This window comes from Brevundimonas intermedia (genome assembly GCF_004614235.1).
Taxonomy (GTDB): domain Bacteria; phylum Pseudomonadota; class Alphaproteobacteria; order Caulobacterales; family Caulobacteraceae; genus Brevundimonas; species Brevundimonas intermedia_A.
This window is the reverse complement of the sequence record NZ_SPVH01000006.1, coordinates 355,659-381,718: the sequence shown is the minus strand read 5'-3', so window position 1 is coordinate 381,718 and position 26,060 is coordinate 355,659. Positions and strand designations below refer to the sequence as shown.

Sequence of the window (26,060 nt, the reverse complement as noted above, 5' to 3'; positions counted from 1 at the left end):
TCAGTCGCGATGATAGGGCGATCCGGCCAGTATGGTCACGGCCCGATACAGTTGTTCCGCCAGCATGGCGCGCGCTAGGGCGTGGGGCCATGTCTGGGGACCGAAGGCCAGGGTCGAGGACGCAGCCGCACGCACGCTCTCGTCCAGTCCGTCCGCCCCGCCGATGGCGAAGACCAGGCGGCGTTCGCCCTGATCGCGCAGCTTGGCGATATGGTCCGCGAAGGCGCGCGAGGAATAGGTCCTGCCGCGTTCGTCGCAGGCGATCAGGTGCGATCCTTCCGCGGCGGCGAGGATCAGCTCGGCCTCCGGCGCCTTGCCCGGCTTGCGGGCTTCAAGGTCGATCAGTTCGAGGGGACCGAGGCCAAGCGCGCGTCCCGACAGGGTGGCGCGCTTGGCGTAGTCGTCGGCGAGCGTCGCCTCAGGCCCCCGGCCCGGTCGGCCGATGGCGACGATGCTCAGCTTCACGGTCTTAGTCGCGGACCATGCGGTGGGCGGAATCGACGGCCCAGATCTTCTCGATATTGTAGAAGGTGCGCACTTCCGGGCGGAACAGGTGCACGATCACGTCGCCGGCGTCGATCAGGACCCAGTCGCAGTGCGGCAGGCCCTCGACCTTGGCCTTGCCCAGACCGTTTTCCTTCAGCGTGCGCAACAGGTGGTCGGCGATGGCGCCGACATGACGGTGCGAACGCCCGGACGCCACGATCATGGTGTCGGCCATGGCGCTTTTGCCCTTGAGGTCGATCAGGACCATGTCCTGGGCCTTGTCCTCGTCGAGGCGGCTCAGAATGGCTTCTTCGAGCGGCGTGGAGCCGACGGGACGGGGAGCGGAATCGTCGAAACCGCGCGGCGCGGCGTCGAAATCAGATTCATCTTCGGTATGGAGAGGTTCGATAGGGTCCATCTCGTGCGCCGTATTCGAGACGGCGGCGTCTTGCGTATCATACGCGGGCGAGGGGGTCAGCGGAAAGCTCCGGGAGCGATGACTAAAGAAGCCCTCTAGCACGGATGGGCCGCAACGTGAACCGGCGCCCGAATCATCGGGCGATCACGAGACCGCGCGTCGCCCCGCCGAGGTCCTGATCGCGGTCGAGGAGAGGGGATTGAGCGGCGCCGTCAGATAAGTCCAGGCGGGCGCTTCAAGCGTGGGCAAGAGGCCGGCCTGTTGGGCCGGAATGCGGAAACCGGCGAAACGGGCGGCGGCCGGCGCCGTGCGGCTGTCCAGCAGCGAACCGGGCCGGGCGATCACCGCCACGGGCATCAGGCGCATGATGTCAGTCCAGCCTCTCCAGCGATGGAAGTTGGCCAGATTGTCAGATCCCATCAACCAGACGAAATGCACGCCAGGATGCCGCGCGACCAACAGGCGCAGGGTGTCCACGGTCCAGGCGACGCCGGCACGGGTCTCGAAGTCCGAGACGATCATCGAGGGACCGCGCGCGTGCTGGCGCGCCGAGGCCATACGCTCGTCCAGCGGCGCGCTGTGGCGAGCGTCTTTCAAGGGGTTCTGGGGCGAGACCAGCCAGACGACGCGGTCCAGGTCCAGCCGACGCATGGCGGTCTCGGCGACATGGGCGTGGCCGTCGTGGGCCGGATTGAAGGAGCCGCCGAACAGGCCGACCTTCATGCCCGGCGCCAGGGTCAGGCCATCGCGCAGCGCCCCGGATCGGGGGCCGGCGCCTTTGGGCGCGGGACCGGCGTGGAAGAAGGACAAGCGGCGTCTCGGGCGGCGAGGGAGTTTTGCTCAGCGGCGCCCTTATAGCGCGGGTGTTTGTTCAGCCTACAGAAATCGTTTCAGACGGCGGCGTCGAACAGGGCGTCGCGGGCGATGTCGGCGTGGGTCATGGGGAACAGGTGTCCGCCGCCGGGCACGACCTCGACCGTGACGTTGGGCAGACCGCGAGGCGCGACCGGCACATGGGTGAGGGCGCCGTGTTCGGCCTTCAGGATGCGCACCGGCCCAGGATAGCGACGCAGGGCCCGCCAAGGATCATGCGCCTGGGCCGAATAGTTGGCGGCCTCCCAGGCCGGCGTGGCGGTCAGGTTCAAGCCGCCCTCCCCCTCGCCCTTTTGCTCACTCAGGCCTTCCGACAAATAGTCGGCCAGAACCATGTCGGGCCAACCCTTGAAAGCGCCGCGCCCGCGATAGGCGGCCATGGCCTGCTCGCGGCTATCGAACTGGCTACGGCGACGCAGCGTCGCCTTGGCGATCGGGATCGCGCCCATCAGCCGATGGGCGAAGGGCAGGTTGAAGGCGAAAACGGCCGACCGTTTCCAGATCACCGGATCGAACAACACCAGGCTGGACACGCGATCCGGCTGCACGGCGGCCGCCATCAGCGACGACGTGCCGCCCATCGAATGGCCGGCCATCACAACCGGCGGGCCGTCGATGGCTTTCAGCAGGGCCAGAAGATCGTCGCGATGATCCAGCCAACTGGTCTTGGGTCGGGTGAAGACCGGCAGGGTCGAGCGGCCGTGCCCGCGCAGATCGGGCGCCCAGATGCGTAAGGAGGCCGACAACGGCGACAGCAGGCTGCGATAGGTGGCGGCGTTGAAGCCGTTGGCGTGGCTGAAGATCAGATCGACCGGACGCTTTGGATCGCCGAAATCCAGCACCGCCATCTCGCCGGCGCCCCAGCGGTTGTCGATGGGGACGGACAGGCGGCGAGGAGGAGACATCAGCGCCGCATCCATGCTCAAGCCGCCTCGCGGCACGCGGCGCAACGGCCGTGCGCCTCGATCGTCGTGCGGGCGATAGCGTATCCGGCGGCGGCGGCGGCGGCGTTCATGGCGCTCTGGTCCGGGCCGCTGACCTCGCGTGTCGCGCCGCAGCAGTCGCAGATCAGGAAGGCGGCGGCATGGGCGGCGTCGCCGTCGTCGGTGCAGGCGACATAGGCGCTGATCGAGGCGATGCGGTGGGCCATACCCAGCCGCTCCAGGAACTCCAGCGCGCGATAGACCGTCGGCGGCTTTGCCGCCTGCCCGTCCTCGCCGAAGCGCGCGATCAGGTCATAGGCCTTCACCGGCTCGCCCGTTTCCAGCAGCAGGGCCAGAACCCGGCGGCGCTGGGCGGTCATCCGCTCGCCCCGCTGGACCGCGCGCGCCTCGGCCGCCGCCAGGGCGCGATCCAGCGCGCCGCCGTTCAGGCCGGAATGGTCGTGATCGTGATCGCAGGCGGAACCCATGCGCCACAGCTAATGGCTGGCAGCCTCTATCGCAACTGAAGCATCGCGGGTTTGCCGCTGAGACGGGGTTGGGCTAGAAGGCGCGCCTCCTATCTCCAACTATCTCCAACCAGGGCGTCCTCGCTTCATGACCGACACGAACAACTCGCCGCTCGAAGGCAACGTCCTCTTCTACACCAACCCCGAGCCGCTCGATCAGAGCATCCACGGCGGTCTGGGCGTCAACCCGACCGACAAGCCCTACGCCTTCGTGGCCCAGACCAATGTCGTGCCGCTGACGGTGACCGAATTCTCGGCCGCCGCCTTGTCCTATCCGATCATCTTCACCGGCGAGAACCGCCAGCCGGTCGCCGTGATGGGTCTGCGCGCGAACGAAAACCTGTTCGTCGCCGACGACGGCGAGTTCCGCGCCGACGCCTATGTGCCAGCCTATGTGCGCCGCTATCCGTTCGTCTTCGCCGACGACAAGCAGAACCAGCGCCTGATCCTGTGCATCGACCGCGGCGCTTCGATCGTCGCCGAGGGCGGCCAGAACCCGCTGTTCGTCGATGGCCAGCCCAGCGACTACACCAATATGGCGATGGAGTTCTGCAACAACTTCGAGCAGGAGCGCCTGCGCACCGAAGGCTTCATGACGCTGATCAACGAGCTTGACCTGCTGGACATCCGCGAGGCCCACTTCACGCCGCGCAACCCCGACGGCACGCCGGGTCAGCCCCAAAAGCTGGCCGAATACTATGCGGTGTCGGAAGACAAGCTGCGCGCCCTGCCGGCCGAGAAGCTGGTCGAACTGCGCGACAACGGCGCCCTGGGCCAGATCTACGCCCACCTGGTGTCGCTGGTCGGTTGGGATCGCCTCATCGCCCTGGCCGTCATGCGCCAGGCGCAGGCTCCGACTTCGGTCAACTAAGCCCCGGCCTTTACAGACTGACAGACGCCCCGCCGGTTAGCCGACGGGGCGTTTTTCGTTTCAGCGACGCGAGAACAGGGCGCGCGTCAGGCACGAGAAGACCAGCCTGCCGGACTCGTCCAGTAGGTCGTGCGAGGCGATGACGATGCCTTTTTCGTCGCCGACCGGGTCCTTGCCCATCACCGTCATCCGCCCGCGCAGCAGTTCGCCGGCGGGCGGATTGCGCATGTAGCGCAGGCCATCGACGGCCAGGACCTTGGTCTGGGCCCAGCCGCCGGACTTGTCGGCCGCCAGCCGGCTCCACAGCACATAGACCATGGCGTCCGGCGCGCCGTAGGCGACGTCCCACCCCGGCGAGAACCGCTCGATGAAGACGTCCAGCGCCGCCTGATCGACGGCGCAGGCCCCCAACGGCACGACCTGACCCACTTCCAGGTCTTCGAAATGGACGTGCAGCGGATCGCTCATGGGCGGGACTTTCCGTATCGGCTTCAGGCGGGTTCTTCGGAAACGCGAACCAGCAGCTTGCCGTCGTGATCGCCGGTGAACAAGCGATTCAGCGAATCCACCGCGCCGTCCAGGCCGTCATCGACGTGAACTTTCCACTTCACCCGACCGTCCGCCAGCCACGGCCCCATCTCGGCGACCATCTCGCGGGCGCGCGGGGCATAGTCCAGAACCAGGAAGCCCTGGACCTGAAGACGGTGGGTGATGATGCGCGCGAAGTTCGGCGACGGCGGCGCCTTGGTCGCATTGTAGGAGGACACCAGGCCGCAGACCGCCATGCGACCGTGAACCTTCAGCCGGTTGAACACGGCGATCATGATGTCGCCGCCGACGTTCTCGAAGTTCAGGTCGACGCCGTCCGGGGCCAGACGGTCCAGCGCCTCGCCGACATCCTCGTTCTTGTAGTCGATGGCGGCGTCGAACCCGAGTTCGTCCGTCAGCCAGGCGCATTTCTCAGGCCCGCCGGCGATGCCGATGACGCGGCATCCGCGCTGCTTGGCCACCTGGCCGGCGATGGAGCCGACGGCGCCCGCCGCCGCCGAGATGACGATGGTCTCGCCTTCCTTGGCTTTCAGCACGTCGGTGACGCCGAAATAGGCGGTCAGGCCGGTCATGCCGAGGACCGACATATTGGCCGTCAGCGGCAGGCCCGGCGCGCGGTGGACGGGGCGCAGGCCGCCTTCAGGCACAACGGCGTAGTCGGCCCAGCCGCCCGAGGTCGGCATGACCACGTCGCCGGACTTGAAGCGGCTGGACCGCGACGCCTCGACCACGCCCAGTGTCAGGCCGCGCATGACCTCGCCCAGGCCCACCGGCGGCAGATAGCCTTCGGAATCGTTCATCCAGGTCCGGTTGGTCGGGTCCAGCGACAGATAGACGGTGCGGACCAGCACCTCGTTTTCCTTCAGATCGGGGATGGCGGTTTCGACCAGTTCGAGGTCGCCGGCCTGGATCAGGCCCTTAGGGCGCTGGCGCAGCACCCATTGACGGTTCGTCTTGCCACTTGCCGAAGCCATACGCGTCTCTCCGTGCGTTTTCTTTGACCACCACCTTGGCCCCGGCGGGCCCGGCGGTCGAGCCATGGCAAAGAAAAAAGCGGCCCTTGCGGACCGCTTTGAAGTGGCATCATCGAGAATGAGGCGCGGAGGCGGCATGATCGGCTATCGCTGATCAAGTCGGGGGGCGTCGCCGCCTCCGCATGCCGATAACGACAAGGCGGAACACCGGTTCCCGGGGGTTGCGACTTTTCCTGTCGGCGCAAAAGAAAAGGCCCCGTTGCGGATGCGAACGGGGCCTCTTTGTCGTCTGAAAGGCGGGCTGCGGCCTTACGCCGCTTCCTTCTGACGCGAAGGATGGAAGAACAGCGCCTGGCTGATCGCCGCCTTCACCGTTTCCGGCTGGAACGGCTTGGTGATCAGGAAGGTGGGCTCGGGCCGCTCGCCGGTCAGGAGGCGTTCCGGGAAGGCGGTGATGAAGATCACCGGCACGTCCATGGTCTTCAGGATGTCCTTGACCGCATCGATGCCCGACGAACCATCGGCCAACTGGATGTCGGCCAGCACCAGACCCGGCTTGTGACGGGCGACAGCGTCGATGGCTTCGTCATGCGTCGTGGCTGTGCCGGTGACGCGGTGACCCAGTTCCTTGACCAGGCTCTGGATGTCGGCCGAGATGATGGCCTCGTCCTCGATCACCAGCACGTCGGTCGCCAGTTCGGCGTCGATGTCGGACTGGGCGTCGGCAATCAGGCGTTCGACGTCGCGCGGGTCGGCGGACAGGATCTGGGCGGCTTCCGAAGGCGTGAACCCTTCGAGCGCGGTCAGCAGGAAGGCCTGGCGCGAGCGCGGCGCGATACGCAGGAGACGCTGCGATGCGTCGGTTCCCGTCGTCTCCAGCGTGCCGGTCTCAAGCTGGGCGCCGGTCGAGGACCAGATGGCGTGGAACACGTGATACAGGGCCACGCGCGGCGTCATGTCGGCCGACAGCTGCTGTTCGCCGGCCGCCAGGGCTTCTAGCGCGACGCGGACGTAGTTGTCCCCGGTGGATTGGTCGCCGGTCAACGCACGGGCGTAACGGCGCACATAAGGCAGGTGCGGCGCAAGTCTGGCCAGAAGGCTCATTCAGATAGTCCCCGACAAATCTTCGCCGTCCCGGCAAGGGAAAGCGATACAGCGGGTCTGAACGTATCATACGCACCACGGTTCCGAAGTTTCGATGAAGCTTGAGCTTAAAATTGATGCGGCCTAGGAACCCTCGCGTGGGGATGACGTTATCGGCGGGCATCTCCGCGATGAACGTTGGGTGGGCGTACTCTGTCTATGATTGATTCTACCGACTCCTCGCGCCCGAAAGGCGCCGATACGAAGGGGGAGGCGGGGCTTGAAGAAGCTCGGCTTCGCCAGCAGGCCATCGGCGTGAAGCTGCGGCATATGTTCGACGAGGTCGTCAACGAGCCCGTTCCCGACGAGTTTCTCGACATCCTGAAACGCGCCGATGCGAAGGCTGCGGATGGCGCCGCATGAGTACGTCTCGCCTGGGGGCCGCCCCCAAGCCCGCGTCGGCTGACGACGAAGGCTTCAAGCGCGAACTGGTGGTGTTGATTCCGCATCTGCGCGCCTTCGCCCGCACCCTGACCGGTGATCCGACCGCTGCCGACGACCTGGCGCAGGACGCCATGATGAAGGCGTGGGACGCTCGCGCCTCCTATCAGATGGGCACGAACATGAAGGCATGGACCTTCATGATCCTGCGCAACCAGTTCTATTCCGAGAAGCGCCGTTCGTGGCGTCAGTCGCAGTTGGATCAGGAAGCCGCCGAGCGGACCCTGGTCGCCGTGGACGATCCCGAGGCGCCGGTCGCCTTGGACGAACTGCGTCAGGCCCTGAAGACCCTGCCCGAAGAACAGCGCGAGGCGCTGATCCTGGTCGGCGCCGGCGGCTTCGCCTACGAAGAAGCGGCCGAGATCTGCGGCTGCGCGGTCGGCACGGTCAAGAGCCGGGTCAGCCGGGCGCGCCGCGCGCTTGCAGCCACGCTGGAAAAAGGCGGCTATGGCCGCGACGGCAAGGCGGCAGGCGACGCCATGCGCTCCATCTTGGGCGAGGCCGACAGGCTGGCCGGCGCCCGGAGCTGACCTGCGGTGAATAAGACGACCAGAGACGCCTCAAGGCCGCGCCTCGGTCGCACGTGGAATACGGACCGGTTTCAGGGCATCCGCTTTCGGCTGGGCGCGGCCATGGCCATGGCCCTGCTGCCGATCTTCGTCCTCAGCCTGATCCAGACCCAGGCGGATTTTCGCCGTCAGGCCGAAGACCGCCAGGTCGATCTGCAGTTGGCGGCCGAACGCAGCGCCTCCAGCGCCAAGGCACAGCTGGACAGCGCCCAGGTCCTGCTGCGCGCGCTCAGCCCCGATGCGCTCGGCCCCTATTGCGCGCCGCGCCTGACCGCCCTCGTCGGACGGCTGGAAGGCTACGAAGGCCTCTATCGCATCAGCCCGACCGGCGAGGCCGTGTGCGCCTCGGGGCGTACGGACGGGTTGCGTTCCGGCGTGGCGCCCGCCGCACAGGCCACATGGTTCCAGCGTCTGCGCAACGGCGAGGAACTGGTCGTCGTGCGCGCGCCTGACGGCGCAGGCTATCAAGGCGCGCTGATCGTCGCCACGCGCGCCGAGCGGCCGATGGGCCGGTTCGACGGGGCCATGGTCGCCGTCATCCCCCTGTCCGCACTGCAACCCGATATCGCGGACCCCGCCCTGCCCTCGGGCGCCGAGGCGGCGTTGACCGACGGCGCCGGGCGTATCCTGACCGCAAGCGATCCCGATGTCTTCAAGCTGGCCGACGGCGACGACATCGCCGGATGGGTCGGCCGTGCGCGCGAGCAGGGCTCGGCGGTATTCGAGGCCAAGGACGCTCAGAACCATCGCCGCGACTATGCCGGCGCGGCGCTGGCGGGCGGCGACCTCTACGCCCTGCTGTCGGCTCCGGCGCCCGGCCTGCTGTCATGGGCGCGGCTCAATCCGATCGGGACGCTGCTGCTGCCCTTGGGCGCCTGGCTGACGGCGTTCGCGGCGGTGATGCTGCTGTCCGAACGCATCTTCATTCGCTGGCTGGACTATCTGGAACGGGTCGCAGCCATCTATGCGCGCGGACGGTTTTCGGTGCGCCCCCTACAGGCGATGAACGCCCCGGCCGAGATCCGCACCATGGCCCGCACCCTGGACGAAATGGCCGAGGCCATCACGGTTCGAGATCGGGAGCTGACCGACGCCCTGGCGGAGAAGGACGCGCTGATGCGCGAGATCCACCACCGGGTGAAGAACAATCTGCAGATCATCTCGTCGCTGCTGTCGATGCAGCAGCGCGCCCTGACCGACGCCCCGGCCAAGGCGGCGCTGGGCGATACGCGTCAGCGCATCTCGGCCCTGGCCCTGATCTATCGCACCCTCTACCAGAGCAACGACATCCGCCATGCCGATGCGCGTGAGTTCCTCAACGAACTGGTGGGGCAGTTAGTCGCCAGCGAGGCCACCCGCGGCCCGGTCGTCATCAGTTCGGTCGATGCGGATTCGCTTCACGTCGATCCCGACAAGCTGGCGCCCTTGGCGCTGTGGCTGGTCGAGGCGGTGACGAACGCCCAGAAGCACGCATTCGCCGGCAGCGGCGGCAAGTTGAAGGTCCGCTTCCGCGTCCAGGGCGAAACGTCCGTGCTTGAAGTCGAGGACGACGGACCCGGCGCCCAGGCCGGGGCTGAGGTCGGCGTGGGTCGCACCCTGATGAGCGCCTTCGCCAAACAGCTGCGAGGCGAGACCGAATTCGACACCCCCCCCGGCGGCGGCACCATCGCCCGCATGACCTTCGCCACGCCCGAGGCCTTGGCGCCGGTCGATCCGGCGGACAAGGCGTCCAGCAACGGAACTGGAGCCGTGGCGTCGCGTTTATGAAGCAAGACCGGCGGAGTTTCACCCCGGCTAACCTTCGGAGTTTCCTCATGCGCAAGATTTTCGTTCTGGTCGCCGCCGCCGCCGCCCTGACCACCGCCGCCTGCAACACCGTCGAAGGCGTGGGCCGCGACACCCAAGCCGCTGGCCAAGCCGTCACCGGCGCCGCCCAAGACGCCAAAAACTAATCGACGGCGACCGCAGCCCCGGCTGCATCGTCGGACTTGCAAGGCCCCGCATCGTCGGGGCCTTGTTCGTTTCAGGACCGCGACAGGAGTTTCCCGTGAACCAGACCGCCCGCGACGCCGGCCTTGCGCTGCTGCGCCAGCACGCCCTGATCGCCGGAAAGCCAATCCCGGCGAACGGCGGCGGCATCGCCGTCGACGATCCCGCGACGGGCGAGATCATCGGCCATGTGCCCGACCTGGGCGCCGCTGAAACGGAGCAGGCGATCGCAGCGGCGGCCGAGACCTTCAAGACCTGGTCCCGTTCCGATCCTCATGAGCGCGCCGCTTTCCTGCGCAAATGGGCCGCGCTGATCGACGACAACGTCGAGGGGCTGGGCGCCCTGATGGCGCTGGAGAACGGCAAGCCTTTCGAGGAGGCCAAGGGCGAGGTCACCTATGCCAACGGCTTCCTGAAATGGTTCGCGGGCCAGGCCGAGCGACTGATCGGCGAAACCCAGGACAGTCCGCTGGGCCATCTGATCCTGACCTATCGCGAGGCGGTCGGGCCGTGCGCCCTGATCACGCCATGGAACTTCCCCGCCGCCATGCTGACCCGCAAGCTGGGGCCCGCCTTCGCCGCAGGTTGCACCGCCGTGGTCAAGCCGGCCAGCCAGACCCCCTTCACCGCCATCGCCCTGGCCGAACTGTCCTATGAGGCAGGCCTGCCCAAGGGCGTGCTGTCCATCGTGACCGGCGACGCCGCGAGCATCGGCAAGGTCCTGACCGACAGTCCCGAAATCCGCAAACTGTCCTTCACCGGCTCGACCGGCGTGGGCCGCAAGCTGGCGGAACAGTGCGCCCCGACGTTGAAGCGCGTGTCGATGGAGCTAGGCGGCGCCGCCCCCCTGATCGTCTTCGCCGACGCGGACCTGGATCTGGCCGTCGCCGAAACCATCAAGGGCAAGTTCAGGAACTCGGGCCAGACCTGCGTCTGTCCTAACCGCGTTTACGTGGAGCGCTCGGTCGCCGACGCCTATGCCGAAAAACTGGCCGCCGAGGTGGCGAAGATCGTGGTCGGCGCCGCCTTCGACGAGGGTGTGAAGGTCGGGCCGCTGATCGAGGACAAGGCCATCGACAAGGTCGAGAAACACGTCGCGGCGATCAAGGCCGACGGCGGCCGGGTCCTGACCGGCGGATCGCGCCATGAACTGGGTGGCCGTTTCTTCCAGCCAACCGTGACCCTGGGCGGGAACGACGAACTGTTCCGCGAGGAAGAGACGTTCGGCCCGATGATCCCAGTCTTCGCCTTCGATACAGAGGACGAGGTTCTGGAGAAGGCCAACGCCAGCGACTATGGACTCGCCTCCTATCTGTTCACCCGCGATCTGGACCGCGCCATGCGCTTTTCCCGTCGGATCGAGGCCGGCATGTGCGGGGTCAATACGGGCCTGATCTCGACCGCCGTCGCGCCCTTCGGCGGGGTCAAACAGTCCGGCTATGGCCGCGAGGGTTCGATCCACGGCATCGACGAATATGTGGACATCAAGACGGTGACCCTGGCGCTGCGGTGATCAGACCGTCAGGAAAATCCCGCCGACGCGCAAGTCCTTGCCTGCATCCTCGATGGTCTTGAGCGCATCGGCGGCGGCCTTTTCCGCCGCCTCTGCGTCCCGCCGTTCGACCGGATCGGCCTTTGAAGCGGTCGCCTGTTTGGCCAGGGCTTTGATCTGATTGGTCAGGCCGCGAACGTCGGTCAGGAAGTCCCTGTCAGCCTGGCTGGCCGCGCCGCGCCGTGACGCATCGGCCAGCTTGATCTCGGCGTCTTGCGCCATGCGCTGGTAAGGATTGTCAGGCGATCCGGCCGCATCCTGTTGAGGGTCGCCCGCCTGTTCCGTCTCGACACCCGTCGCAACCGATTGGGCCGCACCCGCATCGGCACCTGACTCGGCCTGAGCCGCACCCGTATCGGCCGACGGGGTCGAGGCGGTGGCTGTCGCCGTCACGCCTAGATCGCCGGCGGACCCGCCCGCGCCTGCATAGCTGCTGACCGCCGATTTCAGTTCGCGCGCCAGCTGGGCCAGCACCTTGGGATCGACGGGACTGCTCATCTTCAGCATCTGCAGCCGAGCCTTGAGCTGATCCACCCGCTGTTTGGCGGCGGCCTTCTTCTGATCCGAGGCGTCGGTATTCATCTGTTTCAGCGTCGCCACCGCTGACTTGGCGTCGCGCAGCCGGGCGGCCGATCGCTCGTCCGCCGCCTTCTCGCGCTGGACGCGGCCCTCGTTCAGGACATTGACCATGGCGCTGGCGGACGAGACGTTCATGGGCGAAGAGACTGGATCGCGCCGCTTAATGACCTATGAACTACGCGGCGCCTCGCCCTCGCCGCCGTCTTTTGGCATAAGCCCGCGATGAAGTTCCTCGACCAGGCCAAGATCTATATCCGCTCCGGTAACGGCGGCGCGGGCTCCGTGTCTTTTCGACGCGAGAAATTCATTCCCAACGGCGGCCCCGACGGCGGCGACGGCGGGCGCGGCGGCGACGTCTGGATCGAGTCCGTCGATGGGCTGAACACCCTGATCGACTATCGCTACCAGCAGCACTTCAAGGCCCAGACCGGCCACCACGGCCAGGGCCGCCAGATGCACGGCGGCAAGGGCGAGGACGTGCATCTGAAGGTGCCGGTCGGCACCCAGGTGCTGGACGAGGACAAGGAAACCGTCCTGCTGGACATGGACACGCCCGGCAAGATGGAACTGCTGCTGAAGGGCGGCAACGGCGGCTGGGGCAATGTGCGCTTCAAGGGGCCGACCAACCAGGCGCCGACCTACGCCAATCCCGGCCAGGAGGGCCAGGAACGCTGGATCTGGCTGCGCCTGAAGCTGATCGCCGACATAGGTCTGGCGGGCCTGCCGAACGCGGGCAAGTCGACCTTCCTGTCGGCCGCCAGCGCCGCCAAGCCCAAGATCGCCGACTATCCCTTCACCACCCTGGCGCCGAACCTGGGCATGGTGGACCTGTCACCGTCCGAGCGGTTCGTCATCGCCGACATTCCCGGCCTGATCGAGGGCGCCAGCGAGGGCGCAGGCCTGGGCACGCGCTTCCTGGGCCACGTCGAACGCTCGGCCAGCCTGATCCACCTGATCGACGGCACGCAGGACGATGTGGCCGAGGCCTACCGGATCATTCGCGGCGAACTGGAGGCCTATGGCGAGGGCCTAGCCGACAAGGCCGAAATCCTGGCCCTGAACAAGATCGACGCGCTGACGCCCGAGGCGCGCGAGGAGAAGGCCGCCGAACTGGAGGCCGTCGCCGGTCGTCGGCCCATGCTGGTGTCCGGCGTGTCGGGCGAGGGCGTCCCCGCCCTGCTCCGCGCCGCCTGGGCCGAGGTGAAGAAGACGCGCGGCGCACTGGCCGGCGACAGCGACGCAGACCAGACCAGCGGCTGGCAGCCCTGATCAGACTTCCGGCGCAGTTTCCGGCTTGGGCCGGGGCTTGCGTCGGCTCGGTTTCGCCGCTGCGGTCTTCTGGGTCTCATCCGCATAGGGCTCGCCGTCGCCGGACAGCAGGATCGCCATCCAGCGCGAGCCCTGGAACTCGGCCAGGATCGCCATGGCCATGACCGCCAGCGGCGTGGACAGGAACATGCCGACCACGCCCCACATCTTGCCCCAGAAGGCCAGGGCCAGCAGCACCACGACCGGGTCGATGTTCTGGTTGTCGCCCTGCATGCGCGGCTGGATGAAGTTGCCGACGACGAACAGGATGACCTGCAGGCCCACCAGCAGCACCGCCGCCGGCCAGTAGCTTTCGAACTGGACCAGGGCGAACAGCGGCGGCGCCAGACCTGCGACCGCACCGCCCAGCACGGGAATGAAGCCGACGATGAAGATGACGAAGGTCCAGAACTCGGCGTTCTGAAGCCCGACGGCCCGCATCAGGATCCAGGCCACGACGCAGATCATCGCCCCTGTCACCGACTGCACCCAGATATAGCCCTCGACCCCGCCGCGCACACGCTGGAACACCGCCACGGCCTCGTCGCGCTGGGCCTCGGACGGGAACATGGCGATGATCTTGCGCCGGAACCCGATCTGGGAGGCCAGGAGAAAGCCCAGATAGATCAGGACGAAAAAGGCGCCCGAAGCGATGCCCTGCACCTGGAAGGCCAGCGACGTCAGATAACCGCGCACGTCGACGCCGTTGATCAGATCCTGGGCCGTCGGCGGATTGGCCAGCCGCACGACGCCATAGACGTCGCGAATGATCTGATCGATGCGCGGGCCGATGTTCTGGGACACGCCCGACGCCTCGCCGAAGAAGCCGGCCGCGCCGTTCACGATAATGGCGATCGAGGCGAAGAAGGCCAGCACCACCAGGGTCAGGGCCGCGATCCCGGCCATGCGGCTGTTCAGCGGCGTCCGCGCCTCGACCGAACGCTTCACCCCGTCGATCATGATCAGCAGGAAGATGGCCATGGCCAGCGGGGTCAGGATGTCCCGCAACCAGTAGACGGCCGCTCCTGCCGCCACCGTGGCGATGATGCCCAGGGCGTTGCGGGACACGGCCGAGGACGGCATGGCGACGGGGCTTTTCATGTCTGTGTTGTCGAACCGCCCGGCTTCGGCGTCAATCGCTGTTCCGAGCGCGTTTGGAACGCGCTAGACCTTTCGTCGAGACGCCATCGGAGACACTTAATGCCCGACGCCCTGCCCGGCCTGTTCCTCGGCCAGTCCGACGCCGACCAGCCGGAAAGCCTGCTGTTCAACCGCGCCAACCGCCACGGCGTCGTCGCCGGCGCGACCGGAACGGGCAAGACGGTCACATTGCAGATCATGGCCCAGGGGTTTTCCGACGCCGGGGTGCCGGTCTTCTGCGCCGACGTGAAGGGCGACCTGTCGGGCATTTCCCAGGTCGGAACCCCGAACGAGAAACTGATCGCCCGCGCGACCGAAATGGGCCTGACCCTGACGCCGCGCGCCGCGCCGACCGTGTTCTGGGACCTGTACGGCCAGAAGGGACACCCGATCCGCACGACGGTGTCGGAGATCGGCCCGGTGCTGATGGCGCGGATGCTGAACCTGAACGACGTGCAGGAGGGGGTGCTGACCGTCGTCTTCCACGTGGCGGACAAGGAAGGCCTGCTGCTGCTCGATCTAGACGATCTGCGCAGCCTGCTGGTCTATGTCGGCGAGAACGCCGAGCGGATCGGGCGCGAGGTCGGCAATGTCGCCCCCGCCTCCATCGCCTCGATCCAGCGCGCCCTGTTGCAGGTCGAGCAACAGGGCGGCGACGCCTTCTTCGGCGAACCGGCCCTGAAACTGGAAGACATGATCCGCGTCGGTCTGGACGGACGGGGCCAGGTCAATGTGCTGGATTCGACCCGACTGATGAACAGCCCGCGCCTGTATGCGGCCTTCCTGCTGTGGCTGCTGTCGGAACTGTTCGAGCAACTTCCCGAGGTGGGCGACCCGGAAAAGCCGCGCCTGGTCTTCTTCTTCGACGAGGCTCACCTGCTGTTCAACGACGCCCCGCGCGCCCTGCTGGAAAAGGTCGAACAGGTCGTCCGCCTGATCCGGTCCAAGGGCGTCGGCGTCTATTTCGTGACCCAGAACCCGGCCGACATTCCCGACAGCGTCCTGGCCCAGCTGGGCAACCGCATCCAGCACGCCCTTCGCGCCTATACGCCGTCCGAACAGAAGGGGCTGAAGGCCGCATCGCAGAGCTTCCGCGTCAACGCCGCCTTCGACACGGCCGAGGCTATTCAGGGTCTGGGCGTGGGCGAAGCCCTGGTCTCGGTGCTGGACGAAAAGGGCGCGCCGACCATCGTGGCCCGCACCAAGATCCGCCCGCCCGCCTCGCGCCTGGGCCCCGCCACCGACGCCGAACGCGCGGCGATTATGGCCGCTAGCCCGGTGCGCGGTCTGTACGATCAAGTTCTGAATCGCGAATCCGCCGCCGAAATCCTGGCTAACCGCCACAGCGCCGCCGACCAGGCCGAGGCGCAAGCCCAAGCTCAAGCGAAGGCCCAAGCCGACGCCGCCAAGGCTGCCGAAATCCAGGCGAAGGCTGACGAGAAGGCGCAAAAGGAACGGGCCAGGGAGCAGGCCCGCGCCGCGCCCCGTCCGGCCCCGGCTCCCCGTGCCCGCGCCTCCAACCGCCAGACGCCGATGGAAGCCCTGACCAAGTCGGTGTTGCGCACCGCCGGATCCACCCTGACCCGTGAACTGATGCGCGGCATCCTGGGCGGGCTGAAACGGCGCTAGGTTGGGGCGGGGTCTTGCAACGGGGCGGGGGCGAGCGCATCTCCCGCCCATGTTCATCCAGACCGAACCCACGCCCAATCCGAACGTGCTGAAGTTCCTGCCCGGCCGCGACGTCTCGCCGGCCGCCGCGCTGGAATACCGCACCATCGACGAGGCGACGGCCTCCCCACTCGCCGAGGCCCTGTTCGAGTTGGAAGGCGTGGACGGCGTCTTCTTCGGCGCCGACTATGTGTCGGTCACCCGCCAGCCCCAGGGGCCGGAGTGGTCGGAGATGAAGGCGCCGATCCTGGGCGTCGTCATGGATCATTTCGTCTCGGGCCAGCCGCTGACGCGCGGCGCGAGCGGCGAGACCGACGGCCATGCTGAGGACGACAGCGAGATCGTCGCCGAGATCAAGGCCCTGCTGGACAGCCGCATTCGCCCGGCCGTGGCCCAGGACGGCGGCGACATCCTGTTCGACTCCTTCGACGAATCGACCGGGGTACTGAACCTGCGGATGCGCGGCGCCTGCGCCGGTTGTCCCTCGTCGTCGGCGACGCTGAAGGCGGGCGTCGAGCAGATGATGCGCCACTATGTGCCGGAAGTGACGCGGGTCGAGCAGACGATCTGATCGACAGAACGGTTTCGTCCTCGCCAGACTCGTCGTCGGGCGCCATCTTAAGTTGGTGCCACGCTTCGTTCCTGATCCTGAAGTTCTCCGCCTCGGCGAGGCGCTCGCCGCCCTGCGTCGCGAGCGCGGCCTCTCGCAGGCCGAGGCGGGCGCGCGAGTCAACATGACCAGCCAGGGTTGGGGCCTGTACGAATCCGGCCGTCGCCCCGGCCTGTTCCGGCCCGACGTGCAACGCCGCCTGACCGGCGCGCTCGACTCCAGTCCCGACGCCCTGGCCTTGCTTCTGTCCGGCCAGACCGAACGGTCGACGGCCGCCTCCGATCCCATGGGCGTGGAAGGCCGGGGACGCGCCTTCGAAGGCCGCTCCCCCCGCAGGACCCGGATCGAGGTTTTGAACGCCGATCTTTCGCCCTGGGCCGAGCCGGGCGTCGTGCTGGAGTGCGAACCGGGTCTGTGGCCCCGCCAGGGTCAGGGCTGCGTGATCGAGATGACGGACGGGACAACGCGGGTGCGGCTGTTCGAGCAGGCGGACGCCCAACATATGCATGTGCGGGGCGCGGGCGGGCTGGACCAGGTCGAGACGATCGAGCGGCGCCTGATCCTGAGAACGTCCGCCGTCATCGCCAGACTGGAGTGATGAAACGAAAACGTTGCACTCTCGGTAAGGTTGTGAAACTTTCCTCTTATGGACACAACGGACGCTACAACACGCAAGACGGCACGCGCGGTCGAGCCTCTGGACGTTCTGGTCGGGGCACGGATCATGGCGCGGCGCACGGCGCTCGGACTGTCCCAAACGGTTCTTGGCGAGATGGTCGGCGTCAGTTGCCAGCAACTTCAGAAATACGAAGGCGGAAAGAATCGCATTTCGGCGGCGCGTCTGCATCGCCTGGCTATCGCGTTGGGACTTCCCGTCGAAGCCTTCTTTCCGGATCGCCCGAACGAGAGCGCCACGCCTGAGCTTGTGGTGATCCGGTCCCTGGCCGCGACGGCCGAGGGACGCGCCATGGCCGACGGCTTTTCCCGCATCGACGACCGCGCCGTACGCCAAGCCCTGACACGACTGGTGGAGGTTCTCGCCAGAGCGGCCTAGAAGGCCGCTCATGAGACTTCTGGTGATCGATACGGCGCTTGGCGCCTGCACGGCGGCGGTGTTCGAGGACGGCCTTGCCCTGGCCGTGCGGTTTGAACCGATGACCAAGGGCCATCAGGAACGGATCGGCGGACTGGTTCGCGACGTGATGGCGGAGGCCGGCGGCGGCTTCGACAGCCTGGACCGGGTCGGCGTCACGGTCGGACCGGGGTCGTTCACAGGCCTGCGTGTCGGCCTGGCCTTCGCTCAGGGTCTGGGCGCGGCGCTGGATCGGCCCGTGGTCGGCATTTCCGCGCTGGACGCCCTCGCCGCGTCTCTTGATAACGCTGCAGGGCCGGTCGCGGCCCTGATCGACGCCCGACGGGGTCAGGTTTACGCCCGGCTGTTCACGAACGGTTCAGCGCTTGGACCGGACGAAGCCCTTTCGCTGGATGAAGCAGCGCGACGGGTCGCCGAAATCGGTTCCAACGTCGCCCTGATCGGCAATGGCGCAGCGGTGCTGGCGGAAGCCTTCCCCGACCTGAAGTTCGCCCGTATCGACGACCGCGTCGCCCCGTCGCCGGAAGCCCTGGCTCGTCTCGCCGCCGCCGCCGATCCGGCGATGCATCCGCCCCGCCCGCTGTATCTGCGCGCGCCCGACGCCACCCCGCCCAGCCGCCTGCCGGGCCAGCCGCGCCAACCGGCGTCATGACCACGCCTGACCCGCACGCGCTGGCCAAGCTGCACGCGCAGGCTTTTTCGACGCCTTGGAAGGACAGTGAATTCGCGGACTTGCTGGCCCAGCCGGGCGTCCTGACGGCGGTCGAACCGGACGGCTTCATCCTGATCCGCGTCGTACTGGACGAGGCGGAAATCCTGACCTTGGCTGTCGTGCCTGCGGCACGCCGTCATGGGGTCGGCAAGAGGCTTGTGAAAACGGGCGCCGTGGCGGCTACTCAAGCCGGGGCGACAAGACTGTTCCTAGAAGTCGCCGAGGACAACGCCTCCGCCCGCGCCCTTTATGACCACGCCGGATTCATTCAGATCGGCCGTCGAAAGGCCTATTATGCGGCCGCCAACGGGTCGCGGACGGACGCTGTGGTGATGAGCCGCGATCTCTGTGTGGATCAGGCAAACGTGCCGCTTCCCTGATGCGATCCTAGCCCCTATTCTAGGGTCATGGACCGGATCGAAAAACTTTGCGCCGACCGCGGCATGCGTATGACCGAACAGCGTCGGGTGATCGCCCGCGTGTTGTCGAACGCCGAAGACCATCCCGATGTCGAGGAGTTGTACCGCCGCGCCTCGGCCATCGACCCCCACATCTCGATCGCCACCGTCTATCGCACCGTGCGCCTGTTCGAAGAGGCGGGCGTGGTCGAGAAGCATGACTTCGGCGATGGCCGCAGCCGCTACGAAGAAGCGGGTGACGACCACCACGACCACCTGATCGACACCAAGTCGGGCGAGGTGATCGAGTTCTTCGACGCCGAGATCGAGCGCCTGAAGACCGAGATCGCGGAACGGCTGGGCTTCCAGCTGATCGGCCACAAGCTGGAGCTTTACGGCGTGGCGATCGAGGGCGCCGAGCCGTCCAAGCGCGAAGGCCTGATCTTCACGCGCCACGCCGCGCGGGTCGATCCCGCCGATGTGGATGCAGGCTGAACGCCCGTCTTGTCGGGGCGCGCCTTGTCGTCAGGGGCATGGGCGATCATAAGCCCGCAATGACTGAAACCCTGGTCCCAACGGCCGAAGCGATGGCGGCGCCCGAGAAGCGTCTGTTCATCAAGACCTACGGCTGTCAGATGAACGTCTATGACAGCGAGCGCATGGCCGACGTGCTGCGCCCGCTCGGCTATGCCGTCACCGACGATGTGAAGGCCGCCGACTTCGTCATCCTGAACACCTGCCATATCCGCGAGAAGGCGGCCGAGAAGATCTATTCCGAGCTCGGCAAGCTGCGCGAGATGCGCGACATCCGACGCGAGACGGGCAGGGACCTGACCATCGCCGTCGCCGGCTGCGTCGCCCAGGCCGAGGGCGAGGAGATCATGCGTCGCCAGCCCGCCGTGGACATCGTCGTCGGTCCCCAGGCCTATCACCAGCTGCCCGAACTGTTGACCCGCACAGCGCGGGCGCGGGGCGAGCGGATCGGCGCCGACTTCGCCCCCGACGACAAGTTCGACGCCCTGCCCGCCACGCGCTTCACCGAGGGGCCGACCGCCTTCCTGACGGTGCAGGAAGGCTGCGACAAGTTCTGCACCTTCTGCGTCGTGCCCTATACGCGCGGCGCCGAATGGTCGCGGCCGCTGGCCTCGGTGCTGGAAGAGGCGCGGCGCCTGGCCGGGCGCGGGGTGCGCGAAGTCACTCTGCTGGGTCAGAACGTCAACGCCTATGACGGCGAACGGCCGGACGGGAAGAAGGCGACCCTGGCGGAACTCGCCTATGCCCTGGCCGCGATCCCCGGCCTGGACCGCATCCGCTATACGACCAGCCATCCCAACGACATGGCTGATGAGTTGATCGCCGCCCATGGCGATCTGGACGCCTTGATGCCCTATCTGCACCTGCCGGTTCAGGCGGGGTCGGACCGGATCCTGCGGGCGATGAACCGTAAGCACGGGCGTCAGAAATATTTCGACCTGATCGACCGCATCCGCACTGCACGGCCGGATATCGCCATCGCGGGCGACTTCATCGTCGGCTTCCCCGGTGAGACGGATCGGGAGTTCGAGGACACGCTCGATCTGGTGCGGCGCGTGAACTACGCCGGGGCCTTCGCCTTCGCCTATTCGCCGCGTCCCGGCACGCCGGCGGCGGGCATGAGCAAACAGGTCGAGCCGGAGGTCGCCAAGGAACGACTGCACCGGCTGATCGCCCTGCTGACCGAACAGCAGACCGCATTCAACCTCGCCCAGGCGGGCCGGACCCTGAATGTGCTGTTCGACAAGCCCGGCCGACACGGCCACCGTCGCCAAGCCATCGGTCGATCCCCATATCTGCAATCGGTCCACGTCGACGACGCGGATCATCTGATCGGCCAGATCGTTCCGGTCGAGATCGTTGCGGGCCAGCAGAACAGTCTGATGGGTCGTCTCAGTTCCCAGCAAAAGGCTGCTTGATGGCGCGTGAGTCCGAATTCGTCCCTTTGAATGACGCCGAGCTGCGTGCGGTCGTCGGGCCGAACAGCCGTCACGTCGCCCTGATCGAGGACGCCTTCAAGGTGCTGGTCGAGGCGCCGGGCGGCGGGGTCTCGGTCAACGGCGGCACGCGCGACCGCACCGATGCGCGCCAGGTGATCGAGGACCTGGCCAAGCGCGCGGCCCTGGGCGCCGAGGTTACCGAGGCCGACGTGCGCGCGGCCCTGGGTCAGGCGCGCGGCGGCAAGGGCACGCCCGGCATGGCGGCGGCGGGCGTGTCGCTTCCGGGCGGCAAGCGCGGCTCCATCGTGCCCAAGACCAAGGCCCAGGCCGCCTATCTGGACATGCTGGGGCGGTGCGAACTCAGCTTCGGCGTCGGCCCGGCCGGCACCGGCAAGACCTTCCTGGCGGCGGCTTACGGCGCCTCGCTGCTTCGGCGGGGACAGGTGGACCGTCTGGTCATCACCCGCCCTGCGGTCGAGGCGGGCGAGAAGCTGGGTTTCTTGCCCGGCGATCTGAACGAGAAGGTCGATCCCTATCTGGCCCCGATCTGGGAGGCGCTGAACGACATCCTAGGCGCCGAGGACGTGCAGCGCCGCCGCGACAAGGGCGAGATCGAAGCCGCCCCCATCGCCTTCATGCGCGGCCGTACCCTCAGCCACGCCTTCGTCATCGTCGACGAGGCCCAGAACACCAGCCGGCTGCAAATGAAGATGGTGCTGACGCGCCTGGGCGAAGGCGCACGGATGGTGGTGACGGGTGATCCGTCGCAGATCGACTTGCTGAACCCGCGCGATTCCGGCCTGGCCCACGCCCTGCGCATCCTGGACGGGGTCAAGGGCGTCGGCGTCCTGAAGTTCGAGGCCTCGGACGTGGTGCGTCACGCCATGGTCGAGCGGATCGTGCGCGCCTATGACGCCGACGCCGCGAAAGGACGTCCGGCCCCGGACCTCGAAGACCCCGCATGATCGAGATTGAAGTCGAGGCTGAGGCCTGGACCGGCGCCCTGCCGGATGCCGAGGCGATCGTCGAACGCGCGGCGCGGGTCGCGCAGGGCACGGTGGAGGGCAACATCGTCGTCCTGCTGACCGACGACGACGCCGTTCGCGAGCTGAACGCCCGGTTTCGCGACAAGGACAAGCCGACCAATGTCCTGTCCTTCCCCGCGCCGGAAAACGCCGCCCCGCATCTGGGCGACATCGTCCTGGCCTACGGCGTCTGCGCGACTGAAGCCGAGGCCCAGGGCAAGACCCTGGCCGACCATCTGAGCCATCTGGTCGTTCACGGCGTGCTGCACCTCTTGGGCCGCGACCACGAGGACGACGCCGAGGCCGAGGAGATGGAAGCCGAGGAGCGCGAGATCCTGGCCCAGATCGGCGTCGCCGACCCTTACGCATCCGAGCAGCAGGACTGACCCCATGTTTCCCGACGCCCTGCTGGACCGTTTCGCCGCCCCGATCCGGGCCCTGCCCGACAAGAAACGCGCCCTGACGTGGCGTCTGATCCGTATCGTCCTGGCGCTGCTGGCCGGGGCCGGGACCGCCTTCGCCCATCCCCCGTTCGGCGTGCTGATCGGCTTGCTGGGCTATCCGCTGCTGATGATCCTGTCGGAGCGGTCGGACACGGTGCGCGGCGCCTTCTGGATGGGGTGGCTGGCGGGCTTCGCCTATTTCTTCGTGGGCTGCTGGTGGGTGGCCGAGGCCTTCTTCGTCAATCCCGAACAGGCGTGGATGGCGCCCTTCGCCGCCAGCCTGTTGCCCGCTGGCCTGGGTCTGTTCTGGGGGACGGCGACGGCCCTGTATCGCCGCTGGGCGCCGCTGGGCGCGGTGCGGGTGCTGTTGTTCGCCACACTGTTCTGCGCCGCCGAATGGCTGCGCGGCCATGTGCTGACGGGCTTCCCCTGGAATCCGGCTGGCGCGACCTGGCGTGCGGGCGGCGGCATGTCCCAGTTCGCCTCGGTCGTCGGCGTCTATGGACTGAGCCTCGTCACCGTCGCCGCGACGGCGGCCTTCGCGCCCCTGATCGGGCCCGGCGCGAAGCGTAGCCGCCTGATTTCCGCCGGCCTGGGCGCGCTGGCTCTGATCGGCGTCGGCACGTTCGGCGCGGTCAGGCTGGCGCAATCGGATCTGCAGTTCACCGACACGGTCGTGCGGCTGGTTCAGGCCGATGTGAAGCAGGAGACCAAATGGTCGCCCGAGGCCTATCGCTCCATCGTCGATCGTTACGTCGCCCTGACGGGTCAGGCGGCGGCGCGCACGCCCGATGTCGTGGTCTGGCCCGAGGGCGCACTGCCGGCCTCCGCCAACGATGTCTTCGCCTCGGCCGACGCCCAGGCCATAGCCGGCGCCTTGCGGCCCGGACAGACCCTGCTGATGGGTCTGGCGCGCGGCGAGGCGGACCCAAGGGCGCCGGAGGGCGGCCGTTATTACAACAGCCTGTTCGCCCTGGCCGACGAAGGCGGGGCGGGCCTGAGGGTCGCCGCCGTCTATGACAAGCACCGGCTGGTGCCGTTCGGCGAATACCTGCCGCTGGGGTCGATCATGACCGCCATCGGCCTGCGCAGCCTGGTGCATATGCCCAGCGACTTTTCCGCCGGGCCCACGCCGGCGCCGATCTCCTTCCCCGGCGCACCTCCGGCCCAGGTGCTGATCTGCTACGAGAGCCTCTACCCCGGCTTCACGCCCGGCGCGGCGGGGCGGCCCGAGTGGATCGTCAATGCGTCCAACGACGCCTGGTTCGGCGCCACATCCGGCCCGCGCCAGCACCTGAACCTGGCCAGTTATCGCGCCATCGAGACCGGCCTGCCCATCGCGCGGGCCACGCCGACGGGGATTTCGGCCATGATCGACCCCTGGGGCAGGATCGTGGACGGCCAACGGCTGGACCCGGGCGTCATGGGTGTGATCGACGCGCCGCTGCCGCGCCCGACCGGCATCACCCCCTATGGTCGGTTCGGCGACTGGCCGTTCTTCTTGGCTGCGCTAACCGCGTTCCTCCTATCCTTGTGGCCGTTAATTTTACGATCTAGGGTTCGCTCGAATCGGTTGGCGATCTGAAGCAGGGAAACGGCGATGGCGCGTGAGAAGGACGAGGATCCGCATCCCGTCGATCGCCATGTCGGCCGTCGCGTTCAGGAAAAGCGTCTGGACCTGGGCCTGACCCAGACCGCCCTGGCCAAGGCCGTCGGCGTCAGCTTCCAGCAGGTGCAAAAGTACGAGAAGGGCACCAACCGCGTCTCGGCCTCGAAACTGTTCGAAATGGCCGACTTCATGAAGGTCGGCATCCCCTTCTTCTTCGAAGGCTACGCCGGCGCCCAGCCGGGTCTGGCCGAAGAGGCGGCGCCCGCCTTCGACCACGAACACAAGCCGACGAAGAACAGCGTCGAGATCAGCCGCCTCGCGCCACGCCTGCCGCCGCGCAAGCAAAAGCTAATCCTGGACATGATGCGCGACATGCTGGGCGACGAGGAAGCCTAGCCCTAAAGCCTAGCTGACGGCGACGATCTCCGCCGACTGGCCCGCCACCATAACTTCGTCGCCGACCCGCTTGCCCACGACGGCGCGGGCCAAGGGCGAGACATGGCTGACCGAGCCGGCGGCCGGATCGGCCTCGTCCTCGCCGACGATGCGCCAGGTCTGGGCGCGACCGTCCTCGCGTTCGATCGAGACCGAGCCGCCGAACCGCACGGCGCCGTCGTTCTCCGTCGGCTCCACCAGCTGGGCCGAGGCCCGGCGCGCGGACCAGTAGCGCAGATCCCGCGTCGCGCGCGCCATGGCGGTGCGGTCGCTCTCGATGGAGCCCTTCATTTGGGCGGCGGTATAGGCCGCGCGCGCGGAGGCCAGTTCGGCCTCGATCATCGCCAGCCCTTCAGGCGTGACCAGATTGGGATGGGGCGAGATGGGGCGGTCCGCCAGGTCGGCGGCGGTGGCTTCGAGATCTTCTTCGCGGGTGAATGCAACGCTCATGGTACGGAACATAGCGACGCTGCTGCCTATAGCCAGCGCCGCCGCAAGCGCGCAAAGCGACGCCATGCAACAGTCCCCTCGCCCGACGCCCTCCCGAACTGTCCATGTGATCGGCGCCGGTCCCGCCGGACTGATGGCCGCTGAGCGGCTGGCGCAAGCGGGAGCGACCGTGGTGGTGCACGAGCGGATGCCGTCGGTCGCCCGCAAGATGCTGATGGCCGGTCGGGGCGGGCTGAACCTAACCCATTCGGAACCGCTGGACCGTTTCACCACCCGCTATGGCTCGGCCCAGCCGACGGCCGCCGCCTGGATCGACCGGTTCACGCCTACCGACCTGACCGCCTGGGTCGAGGCCCTGGGACAGGAGACCTTCGTCGGATCCAGCGGCCGGGTGTTTCCCAGGGCGATGAAAGCCTCGCCCCTCGTACGGGCCTGGCTGGCGCGGTTGAGCGAACTGAACGTCGAGATCCGCACCCGGTCGCGCTGGGTCGGCTGGCGCGACCGGGCGCTGGCGTTCGAGACACCGGACGGCGAACGGTTGGAACGGCCTGACGCCGTGGTTCTGGCCCTGGGCGGCGCCAGCTGGCCGCGTCTGGGTTCGGATGGGGTCTGGGCGCCGTGGCTCGAAGCGGCCGGCGCATCCGTTACGCCGTTCCGACCCGCCAATGTCGGTTTCGACGTCGCATGGTCCCCCCTGTTCCGTGACCGCTTCGCCGGCCAGCCTCTGAAGGGCGTCGCCGTCACCCATGGCGACCGGACGGCGCGCGGCGAGGCGATGATCGCCCGCTACGGCATCGAAGGCGGCGCTATCTATGCGCTGTCCGCCGCGCTGAGGACGACGGTCGAGACGGACTGCCGCGCCGATATCCAGATCGACCTGAAGCCGGACGTGGCGGTCGGCAAGCTGACCGACCGGCTGTCGAAGCCGCGCGGCAAGGCCAGCCTGTCGAACCATCTGCGCAAGGCGGTCGGGCTCGATCCCGCCGCCGTCGCCCTGCTGTACGAAGCCGGCCCCCTGCCCGCCTCGCCCCGCGCCATCGCCGAACGGATCAAGGCCACGCCTTTGACCTTGACGGGCGTGCAGGGGCTGGAACGGGCCATTTCCTCGGCGGGCGGCGTCGCGCTGGACGGCGTGGACGAACGGCTGATGCTGAAGGCGCGACCGGGCGTCTTCGTCGCCGGCGAGATGCTGGACTGGGAGGCGCCGACCGGCGGTTATCTGCTTCAGGCCAGCTTCGCCTCAGGCGTGGTCGCCGCAGCCGGCGTCATCGACTGGCTCGACAGCCGGGACTGAGAACGGCA

Annotated in this window: 31 protein-coding genes; 20 read left to right on the top strand and 11 right to left on the bottom strand. The window is 67.6% G+C overall.

Translation table 11 applies throughout. The annotated features are described in order from the left end of the window. From rlmH to EGY25_RS08160, 5 genes are all read right to left on the bottom strand, one after another. Complete coding sequence (gene rlmH / locus EGY25_RS08180; protein ID WP_135194509.1) at positions 1-465, bottom strand: 23S rRNA (pseudouridine(1915)-N(3))-methyltransferase RlmH; 465 nt, start codon at positions 463-465, stop codon at positions 1-3. A gap of 4 nt (positions 466-469) precedes the next feature. Beyond that, positions 470-904 (bottom strand): ribosome silencing factor, encoded by a 435-nt coding sequence (gene rsfS / locus EGY25_RS08175; protein WP_135194508.1) that lies wholly within the window; start codon positions 902-904, stop codon positions 470-472. A 144-nt stretch (positions 905-1,048) separates the two neighbouring features. Beyond that, the gene (locus EGY25_RS08170; protein WP_167762516.1) at positions 1,049-1,714 is read right to left on the bottom strand and encodes a nicotinate-nucleotide adenylyltransferase; all 666 of its coding nucleotides are present in this window, start codon (positions 1,712-1,714) and stop codon (positions 1,049-1,051) included. Positions 1,715-1,794: 80 nt separating this feature from the next. Continuing rightward, entirely contained in the window at positions 1,795-2,682 is an 888-nt protein-coding gene (locus EGY25_RS08165; RefSeq protein WP_245159397.1) for an alpha/beta fold hydrolase, read from the bottom strand. 17 nt (positions 2,683-2,699) lie between these two features. Beyond that, positions 2,700-3,188 carry a Fur family transcriptional regulator gene (locus EGY25_RS08160; RefSeq protein WP_135194507.1) on the bottom strand — a complete coding sequence of 163 codons (489 nt, stop codon included), beginning with the start codon at positions 3,186-3,188 and terminating at the stop codon, positions 2,700-2,702. 127 nt (positions 3,189-3,315) lie between these two features. On the opposite strand from EGY25_RS08160, the gene EGY25_RS08155 reads away from it, so the two are divergent. Continuing rightward, on the top strand, positions 3,316-4,098 hold the full coding sequence (locus EGY25_RS08155; protein ID WP_135194506.1) for a SapC family protein: 783 nt from the start codon (positions 3,316-3,318) through the stop codon (positions 4,096-4,098). A 60-nt stretch (positions 4,099-4,158) separates the two neighbouring features. Here EGY25_RS08155 and EGY25_RS08150 read toward each other — a convergent pair whose 3' ends face one another. The 3 genes from EGY25_RS08150 to EGY25_RS08140 all read right to left on the bottom strand — a co-directional run bounded on the left by EGY25_RS08150 (position 4,159) and on the right by EGY25_RS08140 (position 6,725). Continuing rightward, positions 4,159-4,566: an acyl dehydratase gene (locus tag EGY25_RS08150; RefSeq protein WP_135194505.1), complete on the bottom strand. Its 408-nt coding sequence runs from the start codon at positions 4,564-4,566 to the stop codon at positions 4,159-4,161. 23 nt (positions 4,567-4,589) lie between these two features. After that, positions 4,590-5,621 carry an NADP-dependent oxidoreductase gene (locus EGY25_RS08145; protein WP_135194504.1) on the bottom strand — a complete coding sequence of 344 codons (1,032 nt, stop codon included), beginning with the start codon at positions 5,619-5,621 and terminating at the stop codon, positions 4,590-4,592. Between the two features lie 309 nt (positions 5,622-5,930). Continuing rightward, positions 5,931-6,725: a response regulator gene (locus EGY25_RS08140; RefSeq protein WP_135194503.1), complete on the bottom strand. Its 795-nt coding sequence runs from the start codon at positions 6,723-6,725 to the stop codon at positions 5,931-5,933. A gap of 198 nt (positions 6,726-6,923) precedes the next feature. On the opposite strand from EGY25_RS08140, the gene EGY25_RS08135 reads away from it, so the two are divergent. The 5 genes from EGY25_RS08135 to EGY25_RS08115 all read left to right on the top strand — a co-directional run bounded on the left by EGY25_RS08135 (position 6,924) and on the right by EGY25_RS08115 (position 11,276). Next, entirely contained in the window at positions 6,924-7,127 is a 204-nt protein-coding gene (locus EGY25_RS08135; RefSeq protein ID WP_135194502.1) for a NepR family anti-sigma factor, read from the top strand. Beyond that, entirely contained in the window at positions 7,124-7,735 is a 612-nt protein-coding gene (locus EGY25_RS08130) for a sigma-70 family RNA polymerase sigma factor (protein WP_135194501.1), read from the top strand. The genes EGY25_RS08135 and EGY25_RS08130 overlap by 4 nt, the downstream gene beginning before the upstream one ends. Before the next feature lie 102 nt (positions 7,736-7,837). Further along, positions 7,838-9,541, top strand: a complete 1,704-nt coding sequence (locus tag EGY25_RS08125; RefSeq protein WP_135195571.1) for a sensor histidine kinase — start codon at positions 7,838-7,840, stop codon at positions 9,539-9,541. A 47-nt stretch (positions 9,542-9,588) separates the two neighbouring features. After that, a complete protein-coding gene (locus tag EGY25_RS08120; RefSeq protein WP_017505506.1) occupies positions 9,589-9,726 on the top strand; it encodes an entericidin A/B family lipoprotein in 138 nt (45 codons plus the stop codon). Between the two features lie 95 nt (positions 9,727-9,821). Further along, a complete protein-coding gene (locus EGY25_RS08115) occupies positions 9,822-11,276 on the top strand; it encodes an NAD-dependent succinate-semialdehyde dehydrogenase (RefSeq protein ID WP_135194500.1) in 1,455 nt (484 codons plus the stop codon). Here EGY25_RS08115 and EGY25_RS08110 read toward each other — a convergent pair whose 3' ends face one another. Continuing rightward, a complete protein-coding gene (locus EGY25_RS08110; protein ID WP_135194499.1) occupies positions 11,277-12,029 on the bottom strand; it encodes a hypothetical protein in 753 nt (250 codons plus the stop codon). Between the two features lie 87 nt (positions 12,030-12,116). Between EGY25_RS08110 and obgE the strand changes: the two genes are divergently transcribed. Continuing rightward, complete coding sequence (obgE, locus tag EGY25_RS08105) at positions 12,117-13,163, top strand: GTPase ObgE (protein WP_135194498.1); 1,047 nt, start codon at positions 12,117-12,119, stop codon at positions 13,161-13,163. Here the strand turns inward: obgE and EGY25_RS08100 are convergent, their stop codons facing one another. Next, complete coding sequence (locus EGY25_RS08100; RefSeq protein WP_135194497.1) at positions 13,164-14,303, bottom strand: AI-2E family transporter; 1,140 nt, start codon at positions 14,301-14,303, stop codon at positions 13,164-13,166. A 99-nt stretch (positions 14,304-14,402) separates the two neighbouring features. Between EGY25_RS08100 and EGY25_RS08095 the strand changes: the two genes are divergently transcribed. The 12 genes from EGY25_RS08095 to EGY25_RS08040 all read left to right on the top strand — a co-directional run bounded on the left by EGY25_RS08095 (position 14,403) and on the right by EGY25_RS08040 (position 24,269). Beyond that, complete coding sequence (locus tag EGY25_RS08095) at positions 14,403-15,971, top strand: helicase HerA-like domain-containing protein (RefSeq protein ID WP_135194496.1); 1,569 nt, start codon at positions 14,403-14,405, stop codon at positions 15,969-15,971. 49 nt (positions 15,972-16,020) lie between these two features. After that, positions 16,021-16,581 carry a NifU family protein gene (locus EGY25_RS08090; protein WP_135194495.1) on the top strand — a complete coding sequence of 187 codons (561 nt, stop codon included), beginning with the start codon at positions 16,021-16,023 and terminating at the stop codon, positions 16,579-16,581. A 55-nt stretch (positions 16,582-16,636) separates the two neighbouring features. Next, entirely contained in the window at positions 16,637-17,218 is a 582-nt protein-coding gene (locus tag EGY25_RS08085; RefSeq protein ID WP_135194494.1) for a helix-turn-helix domain-containing protein, read from the top strand. Between the two features lie 126 nt (positions 17,219-17,344). Then, a complete protein-coding gene (locus EGY25_RS08080; RefSeq protein WP_245159396.1) occupies positions 17,345-17,674 on the top strand; it encodes a helix-turn-helix domain-containing protein in 330 nt (109 codons plus the stop codon). Between the two features lie 10 nt (positions 17,675-17,684). Beyond that, complete coding sequence (tsaB, locus tag EGY25_RS08075) at positions 17,685-18,365, top strand: tRNA (adenosine(37)-N6)-threonylcarbamoyltransferase complex dimerization subunit type 1 TsaB (protein WP_135194492.1); 681 nt, start codon at positions 17,685-17,687, stop codon at positions 18,363-18,365. After that, the gene (rimI, locus tag EGY25_RS08070; RefSeq protein WP_135194491.1) at positions 18,362-18,805 is read left to right on the top strand and encodes a ribosomal protein S18-alanine N-acetyltransferase; all 444 of its coding nucleotides are present in this window, start codon (positions 18,362-18,364) and stop codon (positions 18,803-18,805) included. The genes tsaB and rimI overlap by 4 nt, the downstream gene beginning before the upstream one ends. Positions 18,806-18,832: 27 nt before the next feature. Then, a complete protein-coding gene (locus tag EGY25_RS08065; protein ID WP_135194490.1) occupies positions 18,833-19,318 on the top strand; it encodes a Fur family transcriptional regulator in 486 nt (161 codons plus the stop codon). A 59-nt stretch (positions 19,319-19,377) separates the two neighbouring features. Then, positions 19,378-20,775: a tRNA (N6-isopentenyl adenosine(37)-C2)-methylthiotransferase MiaB gene (miaB, locus tag EGY25_RS08060; RefSeq protein WP_135194489.1), complete on the top strand. Its 1,398-nt coding sequence runs from the start codon at positions 19,378-19,380 to the stop codon at positions 20,773-20,775. Then, entirely contained in the window at positions 20,775-21,761 is a 987-nt protein-coding gene (locus EGY25_RS08055; protein WP_135194488.1) for a PhoH family protein, read from the top strand. Before miaB ends, EGY25_RS08055 begins: the two co-directional genes overlap by 1 nt. After that, the gene (ybeY, locus tag EGY25_RS08050) at positions 21,758-22,207 is read left to right on the top strand and encodes an rRNA maturation RNase YbeY (protein WP_135194487.1); all 450 of its coding nucleotides are present in this window, start codon (positions 21,758-21,760) and stop codon (positions 22,205-22,207) included. Before EGY25_RS08055 ends, ybeY begins: the two co-directional genes overlap by 4 nt. 4 nt (positions 22,208-22,211) lie before the next feature. Then, the gene (lnt, locus tag EGY25_RS08045; RefSeq protein ID WP_135194486.1) at positions 22,212-23,849 is read left to right on the top strand and encodes an apolipoprotein N-acyltransferase; all 1,638 of its coding nucleotides are present in this window, start codon (positions 22,212-22,214) and stop codon (positions 23,847-23,849) included. Positions 23,850-23,864: 15 nt separating this feature from the next. Then, positions 23,865-24,269 carry a helix-turn-helix domain-containing protein gene (locus EGY25_RS08040; protein WP_135194485.1) on the top strand — a complete coding sequence of 135 codons (405 nt, stop codon included), beginning with the start codon at positions 23,865-23,867 and terminating at the stop codon, positions 24,267-24,269. Between the two features lie 9 nt (positions 24,270-24,278). On the opposite strand, the gene greA is transcribed toward EGY25_RS08040, so the two are convergent. After that, the gene (greA, locus tag EGY25_RS08035; protein WP_167762515.1) at positions 24,279-24,758 is read right to left on the bottom strand and encodes a transcription elongation factor GreA; all 480 of its coding nucleotides are present in this window, start codon (positions 24,756-24,758) and stop codon (positions 24,279-24,281) included. Between the two features lie 64 nt (positions 24,759-24,822). Here greA and EGY25_RS08030 point away from each other — a divergent pair, with 64 nt between their 5' ends. Then, the gene (locus EGY25_RS08030; RefSeq protein ID WP_135194483.1) at positions 24,823-26,052 is read left to right on the top strand and encodes an NAD(P)/FAD-dependent oxidoreductase; all 1,230 of its coding nucleotides are present in this window, start codon (positions 24,823-24,825) and stop codon (positions 26,050-26,052) included. Positions 26,053-26,060 lie beyond the last annotated feature (8 nt).

Excerpts from the sequence above, each read along its gene's own strand:
- EGY25_RS08155 (WP_135194506.1), top strand. The coding sequence starts at position 3,316 with ATGACCGACACGAACAACTCGCCGCTCGAAGGCAACGTCCTCTTCTAC.
- rsfS (WP_135194508.1), bottom strand. The coding sequence starts at position 904 with ATGGACCCTATCGAACCTCTCCATACCGAAGATGAATCTGATTTCGAC.
- EGY25_RS08135 (WP_135194502.1), top strand. The coding sequence starts at position 6,924 with ATGATTGATTCTACCGACTCCTCGCGCCCGAAAGGCGCCGATACGAAG.
- EGY25_RS08165 (WP_245159397.1), bottom strand. The coding sequence starts at position 2,682 with ATGTCTCCTCCTCGCCGCCTGTCCGTCCCCATCGACAACCGCTGGGGC.
- EGY25_RS08130 (WP_135194501.1), top strand. The coding sequence starts at position 7,124 with ATGAGTACGTCTCGCCTGGGGGCCGCCCCCAAGCCCGCGTCGGCTGAC.
- greA (WP_167762515.1), bottom strand. The coding sequence starts at position 24,758 with ATGAGCGTTGCATTCACCCGCGAAGAAGATCTCGAAGCCACCGCCGCC.
- lnt (WP_135194486.1), top strand. The coding sequence starts at position 22,212 with ATGTTTCCCGACGCCCTGCTGGACCGTTTCGCCGCCCCGATCCGGGCC.
- obgE (WP_135194498.1), top strand. The coding sequence starts at position 12,117 with ATGAAGTTCCTCGACCAGGCCAAGATCTATATCCGCTCCGGTAACGGC.
- EGY25_RS08150 (WP_135194505.1), bottom strand. The coding sequence starts at position 4,566 with ATGAGCGATCCGCTGCACGTCCATTTCGAAGACCTGGAAGTGGGTCAG.
- tsaB (WP_135194492.1), top strand. The coding sequence starts at position 17,685 with ATGAGACTTCTGGTGATCGATACGGCGCTTGGCGCCTGCACGGCGGCG.
- EGY25_RS08055 (WP_135194488.1), top strand. The coding sequence starts at position 20,775 with ATGGCGCGTGAGTCCGAATTCGTCCCTTTGAATGACGCCGAGCTGCGT.
- ybeY (WP_135194487.1), top strand. The coding sequence starts at position 21,758 with ATGATCGAGATTGAAGTCGAGGCTGAGGCCTGGACCGGCGCCCTGCCG.
- EGY25_RS08080 (WP_245159396.1), top strand. The coding sequence starts at position 17,345 with ATGGCGCGGCGCACGGCGCTCGGACTGTCCCAAACGGTTCTTGGCGAG.
- EGY25_RS08030 (WP_135194483.1), top strand. The coding sequence starts at position 24,823 with ATGCAACAGTCCCCTCGCCCGACGCCCTCCCGAACTGTCCATGTGATC.
- EGY25_RS08140 (WP_135194503.1), bottom strand. The coding sequence starts at position 6,725 with ATGAGCCTTCTGGCCAGACTTGCGCCGCACCTGCCTTATGTGCGCCGT.
- EGY25_RS08145 (WP_135194504.1), bottom strand. The coding sequence starts at position 5,621 with ATGGCTTCGGCAAGTGGCAAGACGAACCGTCAATGGGTGCTGCGCCAG.
- EGY25_RS08160 (WP_135194507.1), bottom strand. The coding sequence starts at position 3,188 with ATGGGTTCCGCCTGCGATCACGATCACGACCATTCCGGCCTGAACGGC.
- EGY25_RS08120 (WP_017505506.1), top strand. The coding sequence starts at position 9,589 with ATGCGCAAGATTTTCGTTCTGGTCGCCGCCGCCGCCGCCCTGACCACC.
- EGY25_RS08040 (WP_135194485.1), top strand. The coding sequence starts at position 23,865 with ATGGCGCGTGAGAAGGACGAGGATCCGCATCCCGTCGATCGCCATGTC.
- EGY25_RS08095 (WP_135194496.1), top strand. The coding sequence starts at position 14,403 with ATGCCCGACGCCCTGCCCGGCCTGTTCCTCGGCCAGTCCGACGCCGAC.
- EGY25_RS08100 (WP_135194497.1), bottom strand. The coding sequence starts at position 14,303 with ATGAAAAGCCCCGTCGCCATGCCGTCCTCGGCCGTGTCCCGCAACGCC.
- EGY25_RS08125 (WP_135195571.1), top strand. The coding sequence starts at position 7,838 with ATGGCCATGGCCCTGCTGCCGATCTTCGTCCTCAGCCTGATCCAGACC.
- EGY25_RS08065 (WP_135194490.1), top strand. The coding sequence starts at position 18,833 with ATGGACCGGATCGAAAAACTTTGCGCCGACCGCGGCATGCGTATGACC.
- EGY25_RS08090 (WP_135194495.1), top strand. The coding sequence starts at position 16,021 with ATGTTCATCCAGACCGAACCCACGCCCAATCCGAACGTGCTGAAGTTC.
- EGY25_RS08110 (WP_135194499.1), bottom strand. The coding sequence starts at position 12,029 with ATGAACGTCTCGTCCGCCAGCGCCATGGTCAATGTCCTGAACGAGGGC.
- miaB (WP_135194489.1), top strand. The coding sequence starts at position 19,378 with ATGACTGAAACCCTGGTCCCAACGGCCGAAGCGATGGCGGCGCCCGAG.
- rimI (WP_135194491.1), top strand. The coding sequence starts at position 18,362 with ATGACCACGCCTGACCCGCACGCGCTGGCCAAGCTGCACGCGCAGGCT.